This is a genomic window from Sphingomonas sp. S-NIH.Pt15_0812, from assembly GCF_003951315.1.
Taxonomy (GTDB): domain Bacteria; phylum Pseudomonadota; class Alphaproteobacteria; order Sphingomonadales; family Sphingomonadaceae; genus Sphingomonas.
Window position 1 is genome coordinate 81,573 of sequence record NZ_QLJH01000002.1, and the last position, 14,368, is coordinate 95,940.

Below are 14,368 nucleotides of genomic sequence, written 5' to 3' on the forward strand. Positions count from 1 at the left end.
CCTGTTGCCACTCCTGGCCGGCGGCTGCGCATCGATCGACCTGTCGAAGGTCGCGCGCAGCGACCATTTCAACGGGCAGCGCTTCGTCAATCCGGACGGTGTCCATGGCAAGGTCGGCGAACGCAACCAGGGGCCCTTGGCGCTGCTCGAACATCTGCTGGAACCGCCCTATCGCAGCTGGCCGGCCAGCGTGCCGGTTACGCCGGCCGTGCCCGCGCGCCGCGTCGAGGGGCAGGCGATGCAGGTCACCTGGGTCGGCCATGCCAGCGTGCTGGTGCAGACCCAGGGCCTCAACATCCTGACCGATCCGGTCTGGGCGCAGCGCGCCTCGCCGGTGCGGTTCGCCGGGGTGAAGCGGGTGCGTGCGCCGGGCATCAGGCTGGCCGATCTGCCGAAGATCGACCTGATCCTGCTCAGCCACGATCATTTCGACCATCTCGACATCGGCACGCTCGGCCTTCTCTGGCGACGCGACCGCCCGCTGATCGTGACCGGCCTGGGCAACGACCAGATCCTGCGCCGCTACGGCATCCGCTCGGCGGCGCGCGACTGGGGCGGCCGGGTGGCGGTGCGGCCGGGGATCGAAGTCCGGCTCGACCGCGCGCATCACTGGAGCCAGTATCGCCCCGGCGACCGCAACAAGACGCTGTGGACCGGCTTCACCGTGACGCTGCCCGGCGGCAACCTCTATTATGCCGGCGATACCGGCGAGGGCGACATGCGCTGGGCCATCGAGGCGCGACGGCACGGGCCGGTCCGGCTCGCGCTGCTGCCGATCGGGGCCTATCATTTCGGCGGCGGCGCGACCGACAATCATATCGGCCCGGTCCAGGCGGTCACCGCCTTCCAGCAACTGGGCGCGGCCTGGGCGCTGGGCGTGCATTGGGGCACGTTCGAGCTGACCTCGGAAGGGATCGACCAGCCGCGCGAGGTGCTGCGTGCGACGCTGGCCGAACGGCGGATCGCCGCCGACCGCTTCCGCGCGACGGAGGCGGGCGCGACCTGGACGATCGGTGACATGTCCGTCACCGATACGACCGCCATGGCACCAAATCGCATCCGATACGTTCCCGCACCGCAACAGCCTTCCGTTCCGAAGGCGCAATCAGGAGCGTAAGCGATGAACACCACCACCTTGTCCGGTCAGGCGCAGGATCTCGGCGGCAACGTCAAGGAAGCCATCGGCAGCGCCACCGGCGACCAGTCGCTGAAGCACGAAGGTCTGGCCGATCAGCTCACCGGCAATGCCAAGCAGCTCGCCGGCACCGCCAAGGACGCGATCGCCAATCCCGGCCCGCTGGTCGACAAGGCAAAGGGCTTCGCGCAGGCCCGCCCCTGGGCGACGGCGGCGCTGGCCGGCGTGGTCGGCCTCGCGGTGCTGAACACGCTGCGCGGCAAGTAAGCGGCTCCGGGCCGGGCTTCGGTCCGGCCGATCGCTGGCGACGCCGGTCGGTTCCCGAGGGAGCCGGCCGGCGTTGCCCGTTCACGGGCCGGATGTTCGGTCCTTGGGCCGAGCCGGCCTTCCGGGGGTGACGGCGTAACCCGTCCCTGTCCCTCCATCGGGATGGTACGCAGAAGGACGGAGAAAATCACCGCACGGCGTAGACCGACGGACGCCCCGCCGCATTCCGGCCCACCACGGCTTCCCGTGAGATCGAGGCTTAGTCGAACCCCCTGTCCAGGAATCGCGTCGCCGTCGCGCAGTGCATCGCGACCCCCCGCGCCATCACCCGCTCGTCGAGCGTCATGCGCGTATTGTGCAGCGGCGGGTTGGTTGCCGGATCGCTTCCCTCCGGCGCCGCGCCGATAAAGGCGAACGCCCCCGGCACCGCGCGCAGCACATAGGAGAAGTCCTCCGCGCCCATCATCGGCTTGGGCATGGTCTGCCAGCCCCCCTCGCCGAACAGCTCGGTCGCCACCGCCTGTTGCAGCGTGCTGCCACGCGGATCATTGGCGGTCACCGGATAGCCGGCATCGATCCACGCCTCGGACGTGCAGCCATGGGCGGCGGCGATATTCTCGACGATCCGCTTGAACGCCGCCTGGCACTGGATCCGCGTCGCCTCCGACAGCGTCCGCAACGTGCCGAGCAACGTCGCCTCGCCGGGCACGACATTATGCGCGGTGCCCGCCTGGATCTTCGTGATCGACAGCACCGCCGGGTCGGTCACCGCCACCTGGCGGGCGATATAGACCTGGAGCGCGGTCACGATCTCGCAGGCGACGGGGATCGGGTCCAGACCCTCATGCGGCATGGCGGCATGGCCGCCGCGTCCGATGATCCGCGCGTGGAGCGTGTCCGCCGAGGCCATGATCGTTCCGGGCCGACCGACGACCAGCCCGGACGGCGCATTGGGCGAGATGTGCAGCGCGAAGGCGGCGTCGGGTGCGGGATCGGCGAGCAGCCCGTCCTCGATCATGAAGCGCGCGCCGTGATAGCCCTCCTCGCCCGGCTGGAACATGAAGACGACCGTGCCGGCGAGTTCGTCGCGCCGCGCCGACAGGGCTTTGGCCGCACCGACCAGCATGGCGGTATGCGTGTCATGACCACAGGCATGCATCCGCCCGTCGATCGTGCTGGCGAAGGGCAGCCCGGTCTCCTCGGTCATCGGCAGTGCGTCCATATCGCCGCGCAGCAGAACGGTGCGCGCATTGCTGCCCGCACCGGTCGCGGCCGCGCCGCCGCGCAGGATCGCGACGAAACCGGTGGTCGACGTCCCCTCGCGCACCTCCAGCGGCAGGCCGGCGAGCGCCGCCTTGATCTTGGCGCTGGTCAGCGGACAATGGAGGCCGATTTCCGGTTCGGCATGGATGGCGCGGCGCAGCGCGACGACCTCCTCGAACACCGCCTCCGCCGCCTCGTCCCATCCGCCCCGGGTCTCACCGTCCAACATCATCGCCTCCATATCTACCCGCGGAACAATCCGCCCAAGACTCCACGCGCGATCTGCCCGATCAAGCCGCCCGCGCCACTGTTCCGGCTACGCCTGGTGCCGAACACCTGCCGACCGATCTCATTCGCCACCTGCCGCCCGATCGAGGACGAGGCGGAGCGCATCGCCGAATTCGCCGCCTTGGCCCAGGGCGAGTCCGCCGACTCCCGGTCCGCCGCGCGCTGTGCCTGCGCCGCCTCGCGCGCCGCGCGCGCGGCATCGCGCTGGCGGACCGCTTCGGCCTTGGCCTCCTCGCCCTGCGCCTTGGCGGCCGCGGCGGAGGCGGCGGCTTCCTCGGTCTTCGCCGCGAGCATCTCCTCCGCCGACTCGCGGTCGACCAGGACGTCGTAACGATCGCCGATTGCGTCCGTCTCGACCAGCAGCCTGCGCTCCGGCGGCGTGACCGGCCCCACCCGGCTGGATGGCGGGCGGATCAGCGTCCGTTCCACTGGCGAGGGGGAGCCATCCGCCTGGAGCAGCGACACCAACGCCTCGCCGACCTTGAGCTCGGTGATCGCGCTCGCCACGTCGACACCGGGATTGGCGCGGAAGGTGGTCGCCGCCGCGCGCACCGCCGCCTGGTCGCGTGGCGTGAACGCCCGCAGCGCATGCTGCACGCGGTTGCCGAGCTGCCCCGCCACGCTGTCGGGAATGTCAATCGGGTTCTGGGTGATGAAATAGATACCGACGCCCTTGGAGCGGATCAGCCGGACGACCTGCTCGATCTTGTCGAGCAACGCCTTGGGCGCATCGTCGAACAGCAGATGCGCCTCGTCGAAGAAGAAGGCGAGCACCGGCTTGTCGGGGTCGCCCACTTCCGGCAGCTGCTCGAACAACTCGCTCATCAGCCATAGCAGGAAGGTGGAATAGAGTTTCGGGCTGGCCATCAGCTTGTCGGCGGCCAGGATGTTGACCACCCCCTGCCCCCGGTCGTCCAGCGCGATCAGGTCGGTCAGCGCCAGCGCCGGCTCGCCGAAGAAATGCTCCGCGCCCTGCGATCGCAATTGCAGCAGTGCCCGTTGGATCGCGCCGATCGATTGTTTGCTGACATTGCCATAGCGGGTCGACAGCTCCGCCGCCCGCTCGGCGCAATGCGCCAGCATCGCCTGGAGATCGTCCAGGTCGAGCAGCAACAGCCCCTCTTCGTCGGCGACGTGGAAGGCGATGGTCATCACCCCCTCCTGCACGTCGTTCAGGTCCATCAGCCGCGACAGGAGCAGGGGACCCATCTCGCTGACCGTGGTGCGGACGGGATGGCCCTGCTGCCCGAACAGGTCCCAGAACTGCACCGGCATGGCGCGATAGGCCCAGTCGGTGAAGCCGATCTCCGTCGCGCGGGCCGCGAACGCCTCATGCGTCTTCGCGGTCGCCGAACCGGCCATGGCGAGGCCGGACAGATCGCCCTTCACGTCCGCGACGAAGCACGGCACGCCCGCCGCCGAAAACCCCTCGACGATCCCCTGCAGCGTCACGGTCTTGCCGGTGCCGGTCGCGCCCGCAATCAGGCCGTGGCGATTGGCACGCTTCAAGTCGAGCCGCTGCGGCCGGCCGCCGCCCAGACCGATGAAGATGCCGTCCGTCATGCCCGATCCCTTTTCATGGGTGCTGAACGGGATGACCCTAAAACGTCTGGCGAGCAAGTTGAAGCATTACAGATGTCGAACGGGGCCGCCGCCCGGATTGGACGACGGCCCCGTCTGGATCGCGTAAGGCCGGAGCCGATCAGCTCTTCAGCTTCACCGGAATGAAGTTGCTCATCCGCTGCCGTGCGATCTGCAACAACACGGTGTTGCGCCCCGCTCCCTTCGCCGCCGTCACCGCCGCCGCGACCTCGGCGACCGTGCGGACCGGCGTGCCGTTGATCGACTGGATCACGTCGCCGCGCTTCAGCTTCTGTCCGGCGTCGCTGGTCGGATCGACCGCGGCGACGACCACGCCTTGCACGGTCGTGTCGACTCCCACCGCACGCGCGATCGCCGGGGTCAGCGGCTGCACCGCCAGGCCCAGCGGGTTGCCGCTGGCCGGCGCGGTGGTCGCCGCATCGTCGTCGCCGTCATCATCGCTGCCGAAACCGTCCGCGCCGCCATTGATCTCGGCGGCGAGCTGCTCCTGGGTCGGCCGCGCGGCGACCGCGACGTTCACGTTGACGGGCTTGCCCGCGCGGATCACGCCCAGGCGCGCGGTCTGGCCGGGATCGATATTGGCGACCAGATAGGACAGGGTCTGGTCGGGCGTCACCGCCTGGCCGTTGACTTCGGTCACCACGTCGCCGGCGCGCAAGCCGCCCTTCGCCGCCGGGCCGCCGGCGGTCACGCCCGCGATCACCTGGCCCCGGTTCTTGGGCAGGCCGAGCGCCGCCGCGACGTCGCCATTCACCTCCGGCCCGAGCTGCACGCCCAGATAGCCGCGCTTGATCGGTTCGCCCTTCATCAGCGTGGCGATGATCGGCTTGGCCTCTTCCGCCGGAATGGCGAAGCCGATGCCGATATTGCCGCCGCCCTGCGAGCCCAGGATCTGCGAGTTGATGCCGATGACGTTGCCGTTCAGGTCGAACATCGGGCCGCCGCTATTGCCCTGGTTGATCGCCGCGTCGGTCTGGATGAACCGGTCGTTGGCGCCGCCCTGGCCGGTCACGCGGTGCACGGCGGAGACGATGCCGGCGGTCACGGTGCCACCCAGGCCGAACGGATTGCCGATCGCCACCACCCAGTCGCCGACGCGGGTCCGCGAGCTGTCGCCCCACTTGACGAAGGGCAGGTTGGTCGCGTTGATCTTGAGCAGCGCGAGGTCCGAATCCGGATCGCGCCCGATCAGCTTGGCGGTATATTCCTTGCGGTCCGGCAGGATGACCGTGATCGAATCCACCTGTGCGCCGCGCGCGCCAGGCGCGACCACGTGATTGTTGGTCACGACATACCCATCGGGCGAGATGATGAAGCCCGAGCCGAGCGACTGGCCCTCGCGCTTCACCGGCGCGCCGCTGCCACCACCGCCGAACAGATCGGCAAAGGGCGTGCCGGCGAACGGATTGGCCTGGGTCTGCTGGACGATCGTCTGCTTGGTCGAGATGTTGACCACGGCCGGTTGCAGCTTCGCGACCAGGTCGGCGAAGCTCATCGGCGCGCCCGCACGGGGCGCGGACGCCTGGATCGTGCCCGGCTCGTTCTGCGCGGTCTGCGCGACGGTCGGCTGCAAGGCCAGGGTGGCGGTCGCACCGCCAAGCAGAAGCGCACTGGTAATGGCGTAGGCGTAGCGCACTGAAGCTAGTTCCTCTCGTTCGTCGTTCGAACCGGACGATCTATCGCCCAAATCGGCTGAACGACGGTTGAATATGAACGGACCGCAAGATCATGGCCGTGACAGGATCACCGGCCTCGTCCCTCGAACTCCCGAAGATAGGAATTGTTCGGCGACAGGATGAAGTTGGTCGAACCCTTCTGATCCGGCGTGCCATCCGCCCCGAAAGTGCGACGATAGGACTGCATCGCCCGATAGAAGTCATAGAATCCAGCATCCTGGCCGAAACTCTGCGCGTAGATGCGCGACGCCTCGGCATCGGCATCGGCGCGGACGACCTGCGCCTGGCGCTGGCCCTCGGCGGCGATGGTGATCGCCTCCTGCTGGCGGGCAGTGCGCATCCGGTCGAGCGCGCTTTGCAACGGCGTACCGTCGGGCAGCTCCGCCTGCTTGATGCGGACGTCCACGATCTCGACGCCATATTGGCGCGCACGGCGGTCGAGGCCGGTCTGGATCGCTTCCATCAACTCGGTCCGCTCCGGGGTGAGCAGCGAGGCGAAGGACACCTTGCCCAGCTCGTTGCGCAGCGTCGAGGCGAAGAGCGGGCGAAGCTGGTTCTCGACACCCTCCTCGTCGCCGGCGGTCGCCAGCATCAGGCGGGGATCGACCACCCGGTAACGGGCATAGGCGTCGACGTTGAGACGGCGCTGGTCGGTGGACAGGACCTGCGAATTCTCCAGGTCCAGGTTGCGCACGCGCTTGTCGACCCGGACGATCCGGTCGAGAAAGGGCACGCGGACGACCAGACCGGCCTCATCCGTCGCCGGCCGGCCGGGCAGCGCCGCGCGGTTCACGACGCGGATCGGCTGGGCGAGTCGATAGACGACCGCCTGCTCCGTCTCCGGCACGATCGCGAAGGTCGCGGCCGCCAGGATCACCAGCACCAGCGCGGCGATGCCGAGCGCGATCGGGTTCTTCCACATCGCGCTCACTGGCCGCCTCCCGACTGGGTCTGGCCCTGCGCCGGAGCCGCCGCCGAACCCTGGGTGGATGCGGCGGGCGCGGCCTCGGTCAGGCGGCGCGCATTGGGAATGGGCAGATAGGGCATGACGCCGGGGGCCTCGATGATCGTCTTGTCGGACTTGGCCAGCACGGCCTCCATGGTCTCGTAATACATGCGGCGACGCGTCACCTCGGGTGCGAGGCGATACTGGCTGTAGACGCGGTCGAACTGCGCGGCCTCGCCCTGTGCGCGGGCGATGACCTGCTGCGCATAGGATTTGGCGCGGTTCACCTCGGCCACCGCCTCCTGCTGCGCCACCGTCACCTTGTTGAAGTCGTCGACGATCTGCGCCGGCGGGGTGACGCGGTTGAGCGATACGCTCTGGATGCGCACGCCGGAATGATAGCTGTTCAGGATCGCCTGGGTCAGCTCGGCCACCCGCTGCTCGATCCCGGTACGGCCGCCGCCCAGCGCCTGGTCGAGCGTGGTCGTGGCGATCACGGCGCGCATCGCGCTCTCCGCCGCTGCGCGCACCGTCTCCTCCGGCTGGGCGAGCTGGAAGACATAGTCACGCGGATTGGCGACGTTCCAGCGCACCGAATAGGTCAGGTCGACGATATTCTGGTCGCCGGTCAGCGCCAGGTTGACACCGTCGCCGCGCGGGAAGTTCTCGGTGCGGAAACGCTGGACATCGACTTCCTGCACCCGGGCGAAGGGTGCGGGCGGCGTGACCTGGACGCCGGGCGACAGGGTGCCGGCATAGCGGCCCAGATAGGTGACGATGCCGCGCTGCTGCGGGCCGATCTGGTGGATGCAGGTGAAGAGCAGCCACAGCACGACCAGGATGCCGACGCCGATCGCCCACAGCACCCGCGCATTGGCGCCGGGCGGCAGGCTGGGAAAGCCGCTTCCGCCGCCGCCGCCGCCCCGCGCGCGCTTCAGGAAATCGTCCAGCGCGGTCGGACGGGCCGAGCCGCCGGCCGGCTTGCGACCGCCCGGCGGCACCGACCACGGATTGCGCGGGCCGCCGCCGCCGGGGGTTCCGCCGTCGCCTCCCCACGGTCCCTTGGAGTTGTCGGCAGCAAGGATAATCGGACGCTTGGACCAGCGTGGGAAGATGCTCATATCCTCTCTATAGGAAGGCCGTTCGACGAAAAACAGTGCCAAGGCGGGGATGCCGGCTTAAGGCCGCCCGCATGACCAGTGAAGCAAGCAGGGCGGCGGTGCTTTCCGTCGCGGGTTCGCGGGCGACGATCCGCATGGATGGCGAGCGGATGGGCGTGGTGCTCGACGCCACCGGCCTCGCCCCCGCCGAACGCGAGCGGCTGGAGGCGGAGGTCCGCGCCGCCGCCCCCGCCGCGCGCGTGATCGTCACCGCCGAGCGCGTCAACCGCGCCCTGATCGCCGTCGCCAGCGGCAAGGGCGGCGTCGGCAAGTCGACCGTCTCCGCCAACCTCGCCATCGCGCTCGCCCGTGCCGGCCGCCGCGTCGGCCTGATCGACGCCGATATCTATGGCCCGTCGCAGCCGCGCCTGATGGCGGCCGAGGGCATCCGGCCCGAGGCGATCGAAAAGCAGCTGATCCCCGTCCCCACCCGCTATGGCGTGCCGCTGCTGTCGATGGGCCAGCTGGTCGAGCCCGGTCGCGCGATCGCCTGGCGTGGGCCGATGGCGGCGGGGGCGCTGGGGCAGCTGGTCGAGGGAGCCTGGGGCACGGCCGACACGCTGGTCATGGACCTGCCGCCCGGCACCGGCGACGTGCAGCTGACCATGGTGCAGAAATACCGGCCGGCGGGCGCGGTGATCGTGTCCACGCCGCAGGACCTGGCGCTGATCGACGCGACCCGCGCGATCGACTTCTTCAACAAGGCGGGCGTGCCGATCATCGGCCTGATCGAGAATATGGCGGGCTATGCCTGTCCGAGCTGCGGCGTGATCTCCGATCCGTTCGGGCGCGGCGGGGCGGAAGCGACGGCGGCGGAACTCGGCCTGCCCTTTCTCGGCCGGGTGCCGCTGGCGATCGATATCCGCGAGGCGTCGGACGCGGGACAGCCGCCGGCGGCGCGGGACGACGATCGTATCTTCGCCCCCCTCGCCGCGCAGGTGGCCGACTGGCTCGCCCGGCGCTGAGCCCGCGCAACCGCGCATGACGGACGGGCGTTATCCGGGTCCCATCGGAGATACGCCATGCCCCTGACCAGCGACGACGACATTGCCGACCTGCTGCGATCGGCGCGGACCATCGCGCTGGTCGGCGCATCGGATCGCCCCGACCGGCCATCCAATCGCGTGATGGCCGCGTTGCAACGGCATGGCTACCGCGTCATCCCGGTCAATCCACAGATCACCGGCGAGCATGTCCATGGCGAGTTCGTGTTCCGCGAGCTCGCGCAGCTCGGCGACCCGATCGACATCGTCGACATCTTCCGCAACTCGGCCGCCGCCGGGGCGGTGGTGGATGAAGCGATCGCAATCGGGGCCAAGGCGGTGTGGATGCAGCTTGGCGTCGTCGACCAGGCCGCCGCCGCCCGCGCAGAGGCAGCCGGCCTGAAGGTGGTGATGGACCGCTGCCCGGCGATCGACATTCCCCGTCTCGGCCTGACGCCGATCGAGGCAACATCTTAACCGCAATCGCGTTATCCATGCCCTCGACAGGAGGGACCGATGCTCGCCTTGTTTCTGATGACCGCCGCGCCCCAGGACGCGGCGCACCTGCTCCAGGCGGCCCGGGGTCGCCTCAACCCCGGCTGCGCGACAACCACCTGCGGCGAGCCGCCCCGCCGATCGCGGTATCGCATCGACTCCGAACCCATGGCCGAGGTCGACATGAAGGCGCGCGCCTTTGGCGACACCGGCATCGATTGCCGCACCGTGGGCGGCAAGCTCTGCACCAGCCGGCCGCGCACGATCTTGCGGACGGACTTCACGGACTGGCCTTGATCGACTAGCGTCGTCGCGACAATCCTCCGGCGGGAGATGTGGATGCTGTCCGTGTTGCTCTTGCTCGCCCAGACCGACGACACGCTGTTGCGCACCGCCCTGGAGAAAACCGCGGCCGAGCAGCGCTGCAGCGACTCCGCGACCGCCCGGACGATCACCGTTTGCGGTCGCCGCACCGCCGACCGTTATCGAGTGCCCCTGACCGTCGTCGAACCCGGCGACCCCGCACACCGATCGGTCAGCGAAGAGCGTCAGGCATTGCTCCACCGAACGACACCGATCCAGGACCAGAGCCTGTTCCTGGTCGGCGGCGGCATGGCCGGCGCGACGATGACGACCGGGGGCCGTAATGGCAGCACCAGCCTGCGGCCCCTCGCCGAATGATCGCCGCGCTGCTTCTTGTTCTTCAAGCCGCGCCTGCCGTGCCGCAAAGCTTTTCGATCCTGGCGGACGATTGCGCGGCCCGCTCGGCAGACGACCAGATCGTCGTCTGCGGCCGAAACGGCGCCCCGCCCCCTCGCCTGCCGCTCCCCGACGAGCGTCCGCCACCCGATATCCCGCGTCAGCCGACGGGCGATCCGCGCGCGGGCCTGGAGAATGCCGGCGCTGGCGCCTGTGCCTTTCAGGGCTGTCAGGTCGGCGTGATGCTGCCGATCATCCCCGTCGCCAGGGCGGGGGTCGATGCGATCCGCCGCGCCCTGGCGCCGAAGGTGGACAAGTCGAAGCGCGTCGCGATCGAACTGGACGCCGCGCCGTCATCGCTGGAAGGCCGGCTGCAACCCTAAGCCGGACATATTTAGCCCTGCGCCGCGACCCGCATCAGGTCGCGAAGCTGCCGCGTCAGGCTGCCGCCCGAAATCTGTGCATGGACACTGTCATAGCCTTCGCGGATCAAGGTCCGACGCAGATCGCCCAATGTCCGGCATTGCCCGGCCCGCGCGACCTGAAAGGCACGCTCCATCGTCGTCGCGGCCATCAAGCGAAATCCCCCATGTCCTCGGCGGAAGGCCGATCGGACGACTTGCCTGCGTCATCGTCCTCCATCGCCTGGTCATAGGCGGCGCTCTCATCGGCAATCCCGGCCTCGACGCTGCGATCGGCCGTATCTTTGAACGCCTCCGGAACCTGATCCTTCTTCTGTTCGTCCGACATCACTCGCTCCTCGCTGAATGTCTTTAACGCATGAGCGGAAATTTCGGGCCAATGATGGTCGAGCGACCGGCGCACGAGAGAGCGGCCGATTGCGGCACGGGACATATTGGCAAAGATCCGTCCTGCGTTGCCGTCGCGTCGATCAGGGGTCCGATGACGCAGTGGGCGGCCATGGTCGATCCAATCTCGGCCACCGCAAGCAGTGATCAACGTGCCCAAGCCCGACGACACGACCGTAACCGGGAAACGTCCGTGCGAGCGCAGCGAAGCAATTCAGGGCGTCACGTGCGCGGTTGTGGATTGCTTCGCTGCGCTCGCAATGACGGCTTGGGTCGGCCCGATGTCATCTTGCTCTAACTGTCTTGGTCGGGGGCAAAGCCGGCGAGGGTCAACCGGCAATAATCGGATTCCGCCGAGGTCTTACCCCACCCAGCCAGCGCCTTCGCCAGCAGTACCAAATTCATGCCTTTGGCATTAAGCCGTTGCCACCCAACACATAAAACACTGACACAATCATTATCTACGCAAATATACCATCCGCGTTCCTACGGATTGCGCCTTATCGACTTTTTCACCAACAGAGCCCGTGAAATTACTTAACGGGGTGTTTACCATGAAGAAGATCGCGGTACTTGGTATCTTTTCTCTGATTGCAAGTGGGCAAGCCCATGCCGAAGGATTGCTGGGAAAACGTATTGGGACACGCTATATATTTCCTAGCGAAAGCGGGAGCATATACTATCCCGACGCCATCGTTACCGTCGATGGCCATACCCCGATTAACATAGAGGGAAATTTCCCAAAAATTTCCTAATGACGTTCACCGATACGGGACTGGACGTTACATTTATTGTCAATAATTATTGGAACCCGGCATCTTTCAACGGCTTCAAAATCTGGGACGTGGACGGAACGCTTGGTGATTTTACCGCCAGCATCGCTTCGAGCAACATGGCGGGACTGACGGCGTCGAACATCCGCTATGACCAGAACAATATCTGGGTGAACTGGCAGGGCCTGTCGTTCAACACCGCGACACGCGTGTCCTTCAACATCACGGCAGCGGCCGTGCCGGAACCGGCGACCTGGGCGCTGATGCTGACCGGCCTGGGCCTCACCGGCCTTTCCCTGCGGCGGCGCGCGCGCGGGGCCAGCGCTCTCGCTTGAGTGGATGGCGGGACGGCGCATCGTCCGTCCCGCCACTGATTTCAGCGCTGGAGAAAGCGCTCGTAATCCGCCGGGTCGAGGCGGACCTCGACATGGCTCTCCAGCTCCTCCGTCTCCTGCCGCACCACCTCGCCATGCGCGTGGAGCCAGGCCAGCCCCGCCCCGTCGCCCGCATCGAGCGTCAGGTGATAGCGGCGATGGCCGGCGGTCAGCCGGGCGGCGATCTTGACGGACAGATCGTCGATCCCCTCGCCGGTCAGTGCGGAGATGGCGAGCACATCGGTGCGTCGCTCCGCCGCCGTCAGCAGTTCGGCACGGCGTTCGTCGTCCAGCAGGTCGAGCTTGTTCCACGCCTCGAACCGGGGCGTGGCGGGATCGACGCCGATCTCCTCCAGCACCGACTCGACATCGGCGCGCTGCGCCTCCGTATCGGGATGGGCGACGTCGCGGACATGGACGAGCAGGTCGGCGGACACCACCTCCTCCAGCGTCGCCTTGAACGCCGCGACCAACTGGGTCGGCAGATCGGAGACGAAACCTACCGTGTCCGACAGGATGGCCTTGTCCAACCCCGGCAGCGAGATCTGCCGCAATGTCGGGTCGAGCGTGGCGAACAGCAGGTTCTCGGCCATGACATGCGCGCCGGTCAGCCGGTTGAACAGCGTCGACTTGCCGGCATTGGTATAGCCGACCAGTGCGATCACCGGCCAGGGCGCCCGCTGTCGCCGGTCGCGGTGCAGGCCGCGCGTGCGCGACACCTGGTCCAGTTCGCGCCGCAGCCGCGCCATGCGGTCGCGGATCATCCGCCGGTCCGCCTCGATCTGCGTCTCGCCGGGCCCGCCCAGGAAGCCGAAGCCGCCACGCTGCCGCTCCAAATGGGTCCAGCTCCGCACCAGGCGGCCGGCCTGATAGTCGAGATGGGCGAGCTCGACCTGCAACCGCCCTTCGGCGGTCGCCGCGCGCTCGCCGAAAATCTCCAGGATCAGGCCGGTGCGGTCGATCACCTTCGCGCCCAGCCCTGTCTCCAGATTGCGCTGCTGCACCGGGGTCAGGGCGGCATCGACGATCACCAGCGACGCCTCCTCCATGCGGACGCGGGTCGCCAGTTCCTCGACCTGCCCGCTGCCGATCAGCGTCGCCGGGCGCGGCTGGCGCACCTTGAGCGCGACGCGGTCGACCACCTCCAGCCCGATCGCGGCGGCGAGGCCGGCGCTTTCCTCCAGCCGCGCTTCCGCGTCACGCGACGAATCGCCCCGGTCGGGCAGCAGCACGACGACGCGCGCGCCGCGCGCGAATTCATCGCGGTCGCGATCGAAACCGTTGCTCAATCTTCCTGCGCCTCGGCCTGTTCCTCGGCCAGGTTCAGCGGCTTGGCCGGCTGGATGGTCGAGACGGCGTGCTTGTAGACCAGTTGCACCATGCCCTCGCGTTGAAGCAGCATGCAGAACAGGTCGAAGCCGGCGATCTGACCCTGCAGCATCACGCCGTTGATCAGGAACATGGTCACGCTGTCTTCGGACTTGCGCACCGCGCTCAGGAACAGTTCCTGGAGCAGCGGCGACTTGCGCTGGTTCTCGCCGACCGCCTCGATGATCGGATCGACGTCGAACGCGCCGCCGGGCATGATCGTGGAGATGGCGTGCTTGTAGATCAGCTGCGACTGGCCGTCGCGCCGCAGGAGCACGGAGAAATTGTCGAACCAGGTGACGATGCCCTGCAGCTTCACGCCCTTGACCAGGAACATCGTCACCGGAGTCTTGGAGCGGCGCAACGCGTTGAGGAACAGGTCCTGCAGCGAGGATTGCTTTTCGGCCATGAACAAGCCCTTCTTGTTGGCGGGCCGTGGCCCGCAGGAGTGCGCCGTTGTCCGGCGTCGGACGCCCGGCCTTGACGGCCGGCCCCTTCTTCTTAGCGTTGTAGCGGCCGGATCGTCCAGC

18 protein-coding genes are annotated in these 14,368 nt (G+C 68.0%); 9 read left to right on the forward strand and 9 right to left on the reverse strand.

The window, feature by feature from the left end; genetic code table 11:
* Positions 1-4: 4 nt before the first annotated feature.
* Together BRX43_RS01650 and BRX43_RS01655 are read left to right on the forward strand one after the other, a co-directional pair.
* Entirely contained in the window at positions 5-1,117 is a 1,113-nt protein-coding gene (locus BRX43_RS01650) for an MBL fold metallo-hydrolase (protein WP_241214707.1), read from the forward strand.
* Positions 1,118-1,120: 3 nt separating this feature from the next.
* A complete protein-coding gene (locus tag BRX43_RS01655; RefSeq protein ID WP_125993096.1) occupies positions 1,121-1,402 on the forward strand; it encodes a CsbD family protein in 282 nt (93 codons plus the stop codon).
* Between the two features lie 259 nt (positions 1,403-1,661).
* Here the strand turns inward: BRX43_RS01655 and BRX43_RS01660 are convergent, their stop codons facing one another.
* The 5 genes from BRX43_RS01660 to BRX43_RS01680 form a co-directional block, all read right to left on the reverse strand.
* The gene (locus tag BRX43_RS01660) at positions 1,662-2,894 is read right to left on the reverse strand and encodes a M20 family metallopeptidase (RefSeq protein ID WP_206433065.1); all 1,233 of its coding nucleotides are present in this window, start codon (positions 2,892-2,894) and stop codon (positions 1,662-1,664) included.
* 14 nt (positions 2,895-2,908) lie between these two features.
* Positions 2,909-4,516, reverse strand: coding sequence for a helicase HerA-like domain-containing protein (locus BRX43_RS01665; protein WP_125993098.1), 1,608 nt, complete (start codon positions 4,514-4,516; stop codon positions 2,909-2,911).
* 139 nt (positions 4,517-4,655) lie between these two features.
* Entirely contained in the window at positions 4,656-6,191 is a 1,536-nt protein-coding gene (locus BRX43_RS01670; protein WP_125993099.1) for a Do family serine endopeptidase, read from the reverse strand.
* A 107-nt stretch (positions 6,192-6,298) separates the two neighbouring features.
* Positions 6,299-7,153: a protease modulator HflC gene (locus BRX43_RS01675; RefSeq protein WP_125993244.1), complete on the reverse strand. Its 855-nt coding sequence runs from the start codon at positions 7,151-7,153 to the stop codon at positions 6,299-6,301.
* A gap of 5 nt (positions 7,154-7,158) precedes the next feature.
* Positions 7,159-8,298, reverse strand: a complete 1,140-nt coding sequence (locus BRX43_RS01680) for a protease modulator HflK (RefSeq protein WP_125993100.1) — start codon at positions 8,296-8,298, stop codon at positions 7,159-7,161.
* 71 nt (positions 8,299-8,369) lie between these two features.
* Here BRX43_RS01680 and BRX43_RS01685 point away from each other — a divergent pair, with 71 nt between their 5' ends.
* The 5 genes from BRX43_RS01685 to BRX43_RS01705 are packed head-to-tail and all read left to right on the forward strand — an operon-like array spanning position 8,370 to position 10,897.
* Positions 8,370-9,302 carry an Mrp/NBP35 family ATP-binding protein gene (locus BRX43_RS01685; protein WP_125993101.1) on the forward strand — a complete coding sequence of 311 codons (933 nt, stop codon included), beginning with the start codon at positions 8,370-8,372 and terminating at the stop codon, positions 9,300-9,302.
* A gap of 57 nt (positions 9,303-9,359) precedes the next feature.
* Positions 9,360-9,797 (forward strand): CoA-binding protein, encoded by a 438-nt coding sequence (locus BRX43_RS01690; protein ID WP_125993102.1) that lies wholly within the window; start codon positions 9,360-9,362, stop codon positions 9,795-9,797.
* 39 nt (positions 9,798-9,836) lie between these two features.
* Positions 9,837-10,112, forward strand: a complete 276-nt coding sequence (locus tag BRX43_RS01695; RefSeq protein ID WP_125993103.1) for a hypothetical protein — start codon at positions 9,837-9,839, stop codon at positions 10,110-10,112.
* 42 nt (positions 10,113-10,154) lie between these two features.
* Entirely contained in the window at positions 10,155-10,496 is a 342-nt protein-coding gene (locus BRX43_RS01700) for a hypothetical protein (RefSeq protein ID WP_125993104.1), read from the forward strand.
* Positions 10,493-10,897: a hypothetical protein gene (locus tag BRX43_RS01705; RefSeq protein WP_125993105.1), complete on the forward strand. Its 405-nt coding sequence runs from the start codon at positions 10,493-10,495 to the stop codon at positions 10,895-10,897. The genes BRX43_RS01700 and BRX43_RS01705 overlap by 4 nt, the downstream gene beginning before the upstream one ends.
* A gap of 11 nt (positions 10,898-10,908) precedes the next feature.
* On the opposite strand, the gene BRX43_RS01710 is transcribed toward BRX43_RS01705, so the two are convergent.
* Positions 10,909-11,088 (reverse strand): hypothetical protein, encoded by a 180-nt coding sequence (locus BRX43_RS01710; protein WP_125993106.1) that lies wholly within the window; start codon positions 11,086-11,088, stop codon positions 10,909-10,911.
* Positions 11,088-11,369 (reverse strand): hypothetical protein, encoded by a 282-nt coding sequence (locus BRX43_RS01715; RefSeq protein ID WP_125993107.1) that lies wholly within the window; start codon positions 11,367-11,369, stop codon positions 11,088-11,090. Before BRX43_RS01715 ends, BRX43_RS01710 begins: the two co-directional genes overlap by 1 nt.
* Positions 11,370-11,877: 508 nt before the next feature.
* On the opposite strand from BRX43_RS01715, the gene BRX43_RS01720 reads away from it, so the two are divergent.
* Positions 11,878-12,078, forward strand: a complete 201-nt coding sequence (locus tag BRX43_RS01720; RefSeq protein ID WP_125993108.1) for a hypothetical protein — start codon at positions 11,878-11,880, stop codon at positions 12,076-12,078.
* Positions 12,078-12,431, forward strand: a complete 354-nt coding sequence (locus BRX43_RS01725) for a PEPxxWA-CTERM sorting domain-containing protein (protein WP_125993109.1) — start codon at positions 12,078-12,080, stop codon at positions 12,429-12,431. Before BRX43_RS01720 ends, BRX43_RS01725 begins: the two co-directional genes overlap by 1 nt.
* A 41-nt stretch (positions 12,432-12,472) precedes the next feature.
* Here BRX43_RS01725 and hflX read toward each other — a convergent pair whose 3' ends face one another.
* Positions 12,473-13,759: a GTPase HflX gene (hflX, locus tag BRX43_RS01730; RefSeq protein ID WP_125993110.1), complete on the reverse strand. Its 1,287-nt coding sequence runs from the start codon at positions 13,757-13,759 to the stop codon at positions 12,473-12,475.
* Entirely contained in the window at positions 13,756-14,247 is a 492-nt protein-coding gene (gene hfq / locus BRX43_RS01735; protein WP_125993111.1) for an RNA chaperone Hfq, read from the reverse strand. Before hfq ends, hflX begins: the two co-directional genes overlap by 4 nt.
* Between the last annotated feature and the right edge of the window lie 121 nt (positions 14,248-14,368).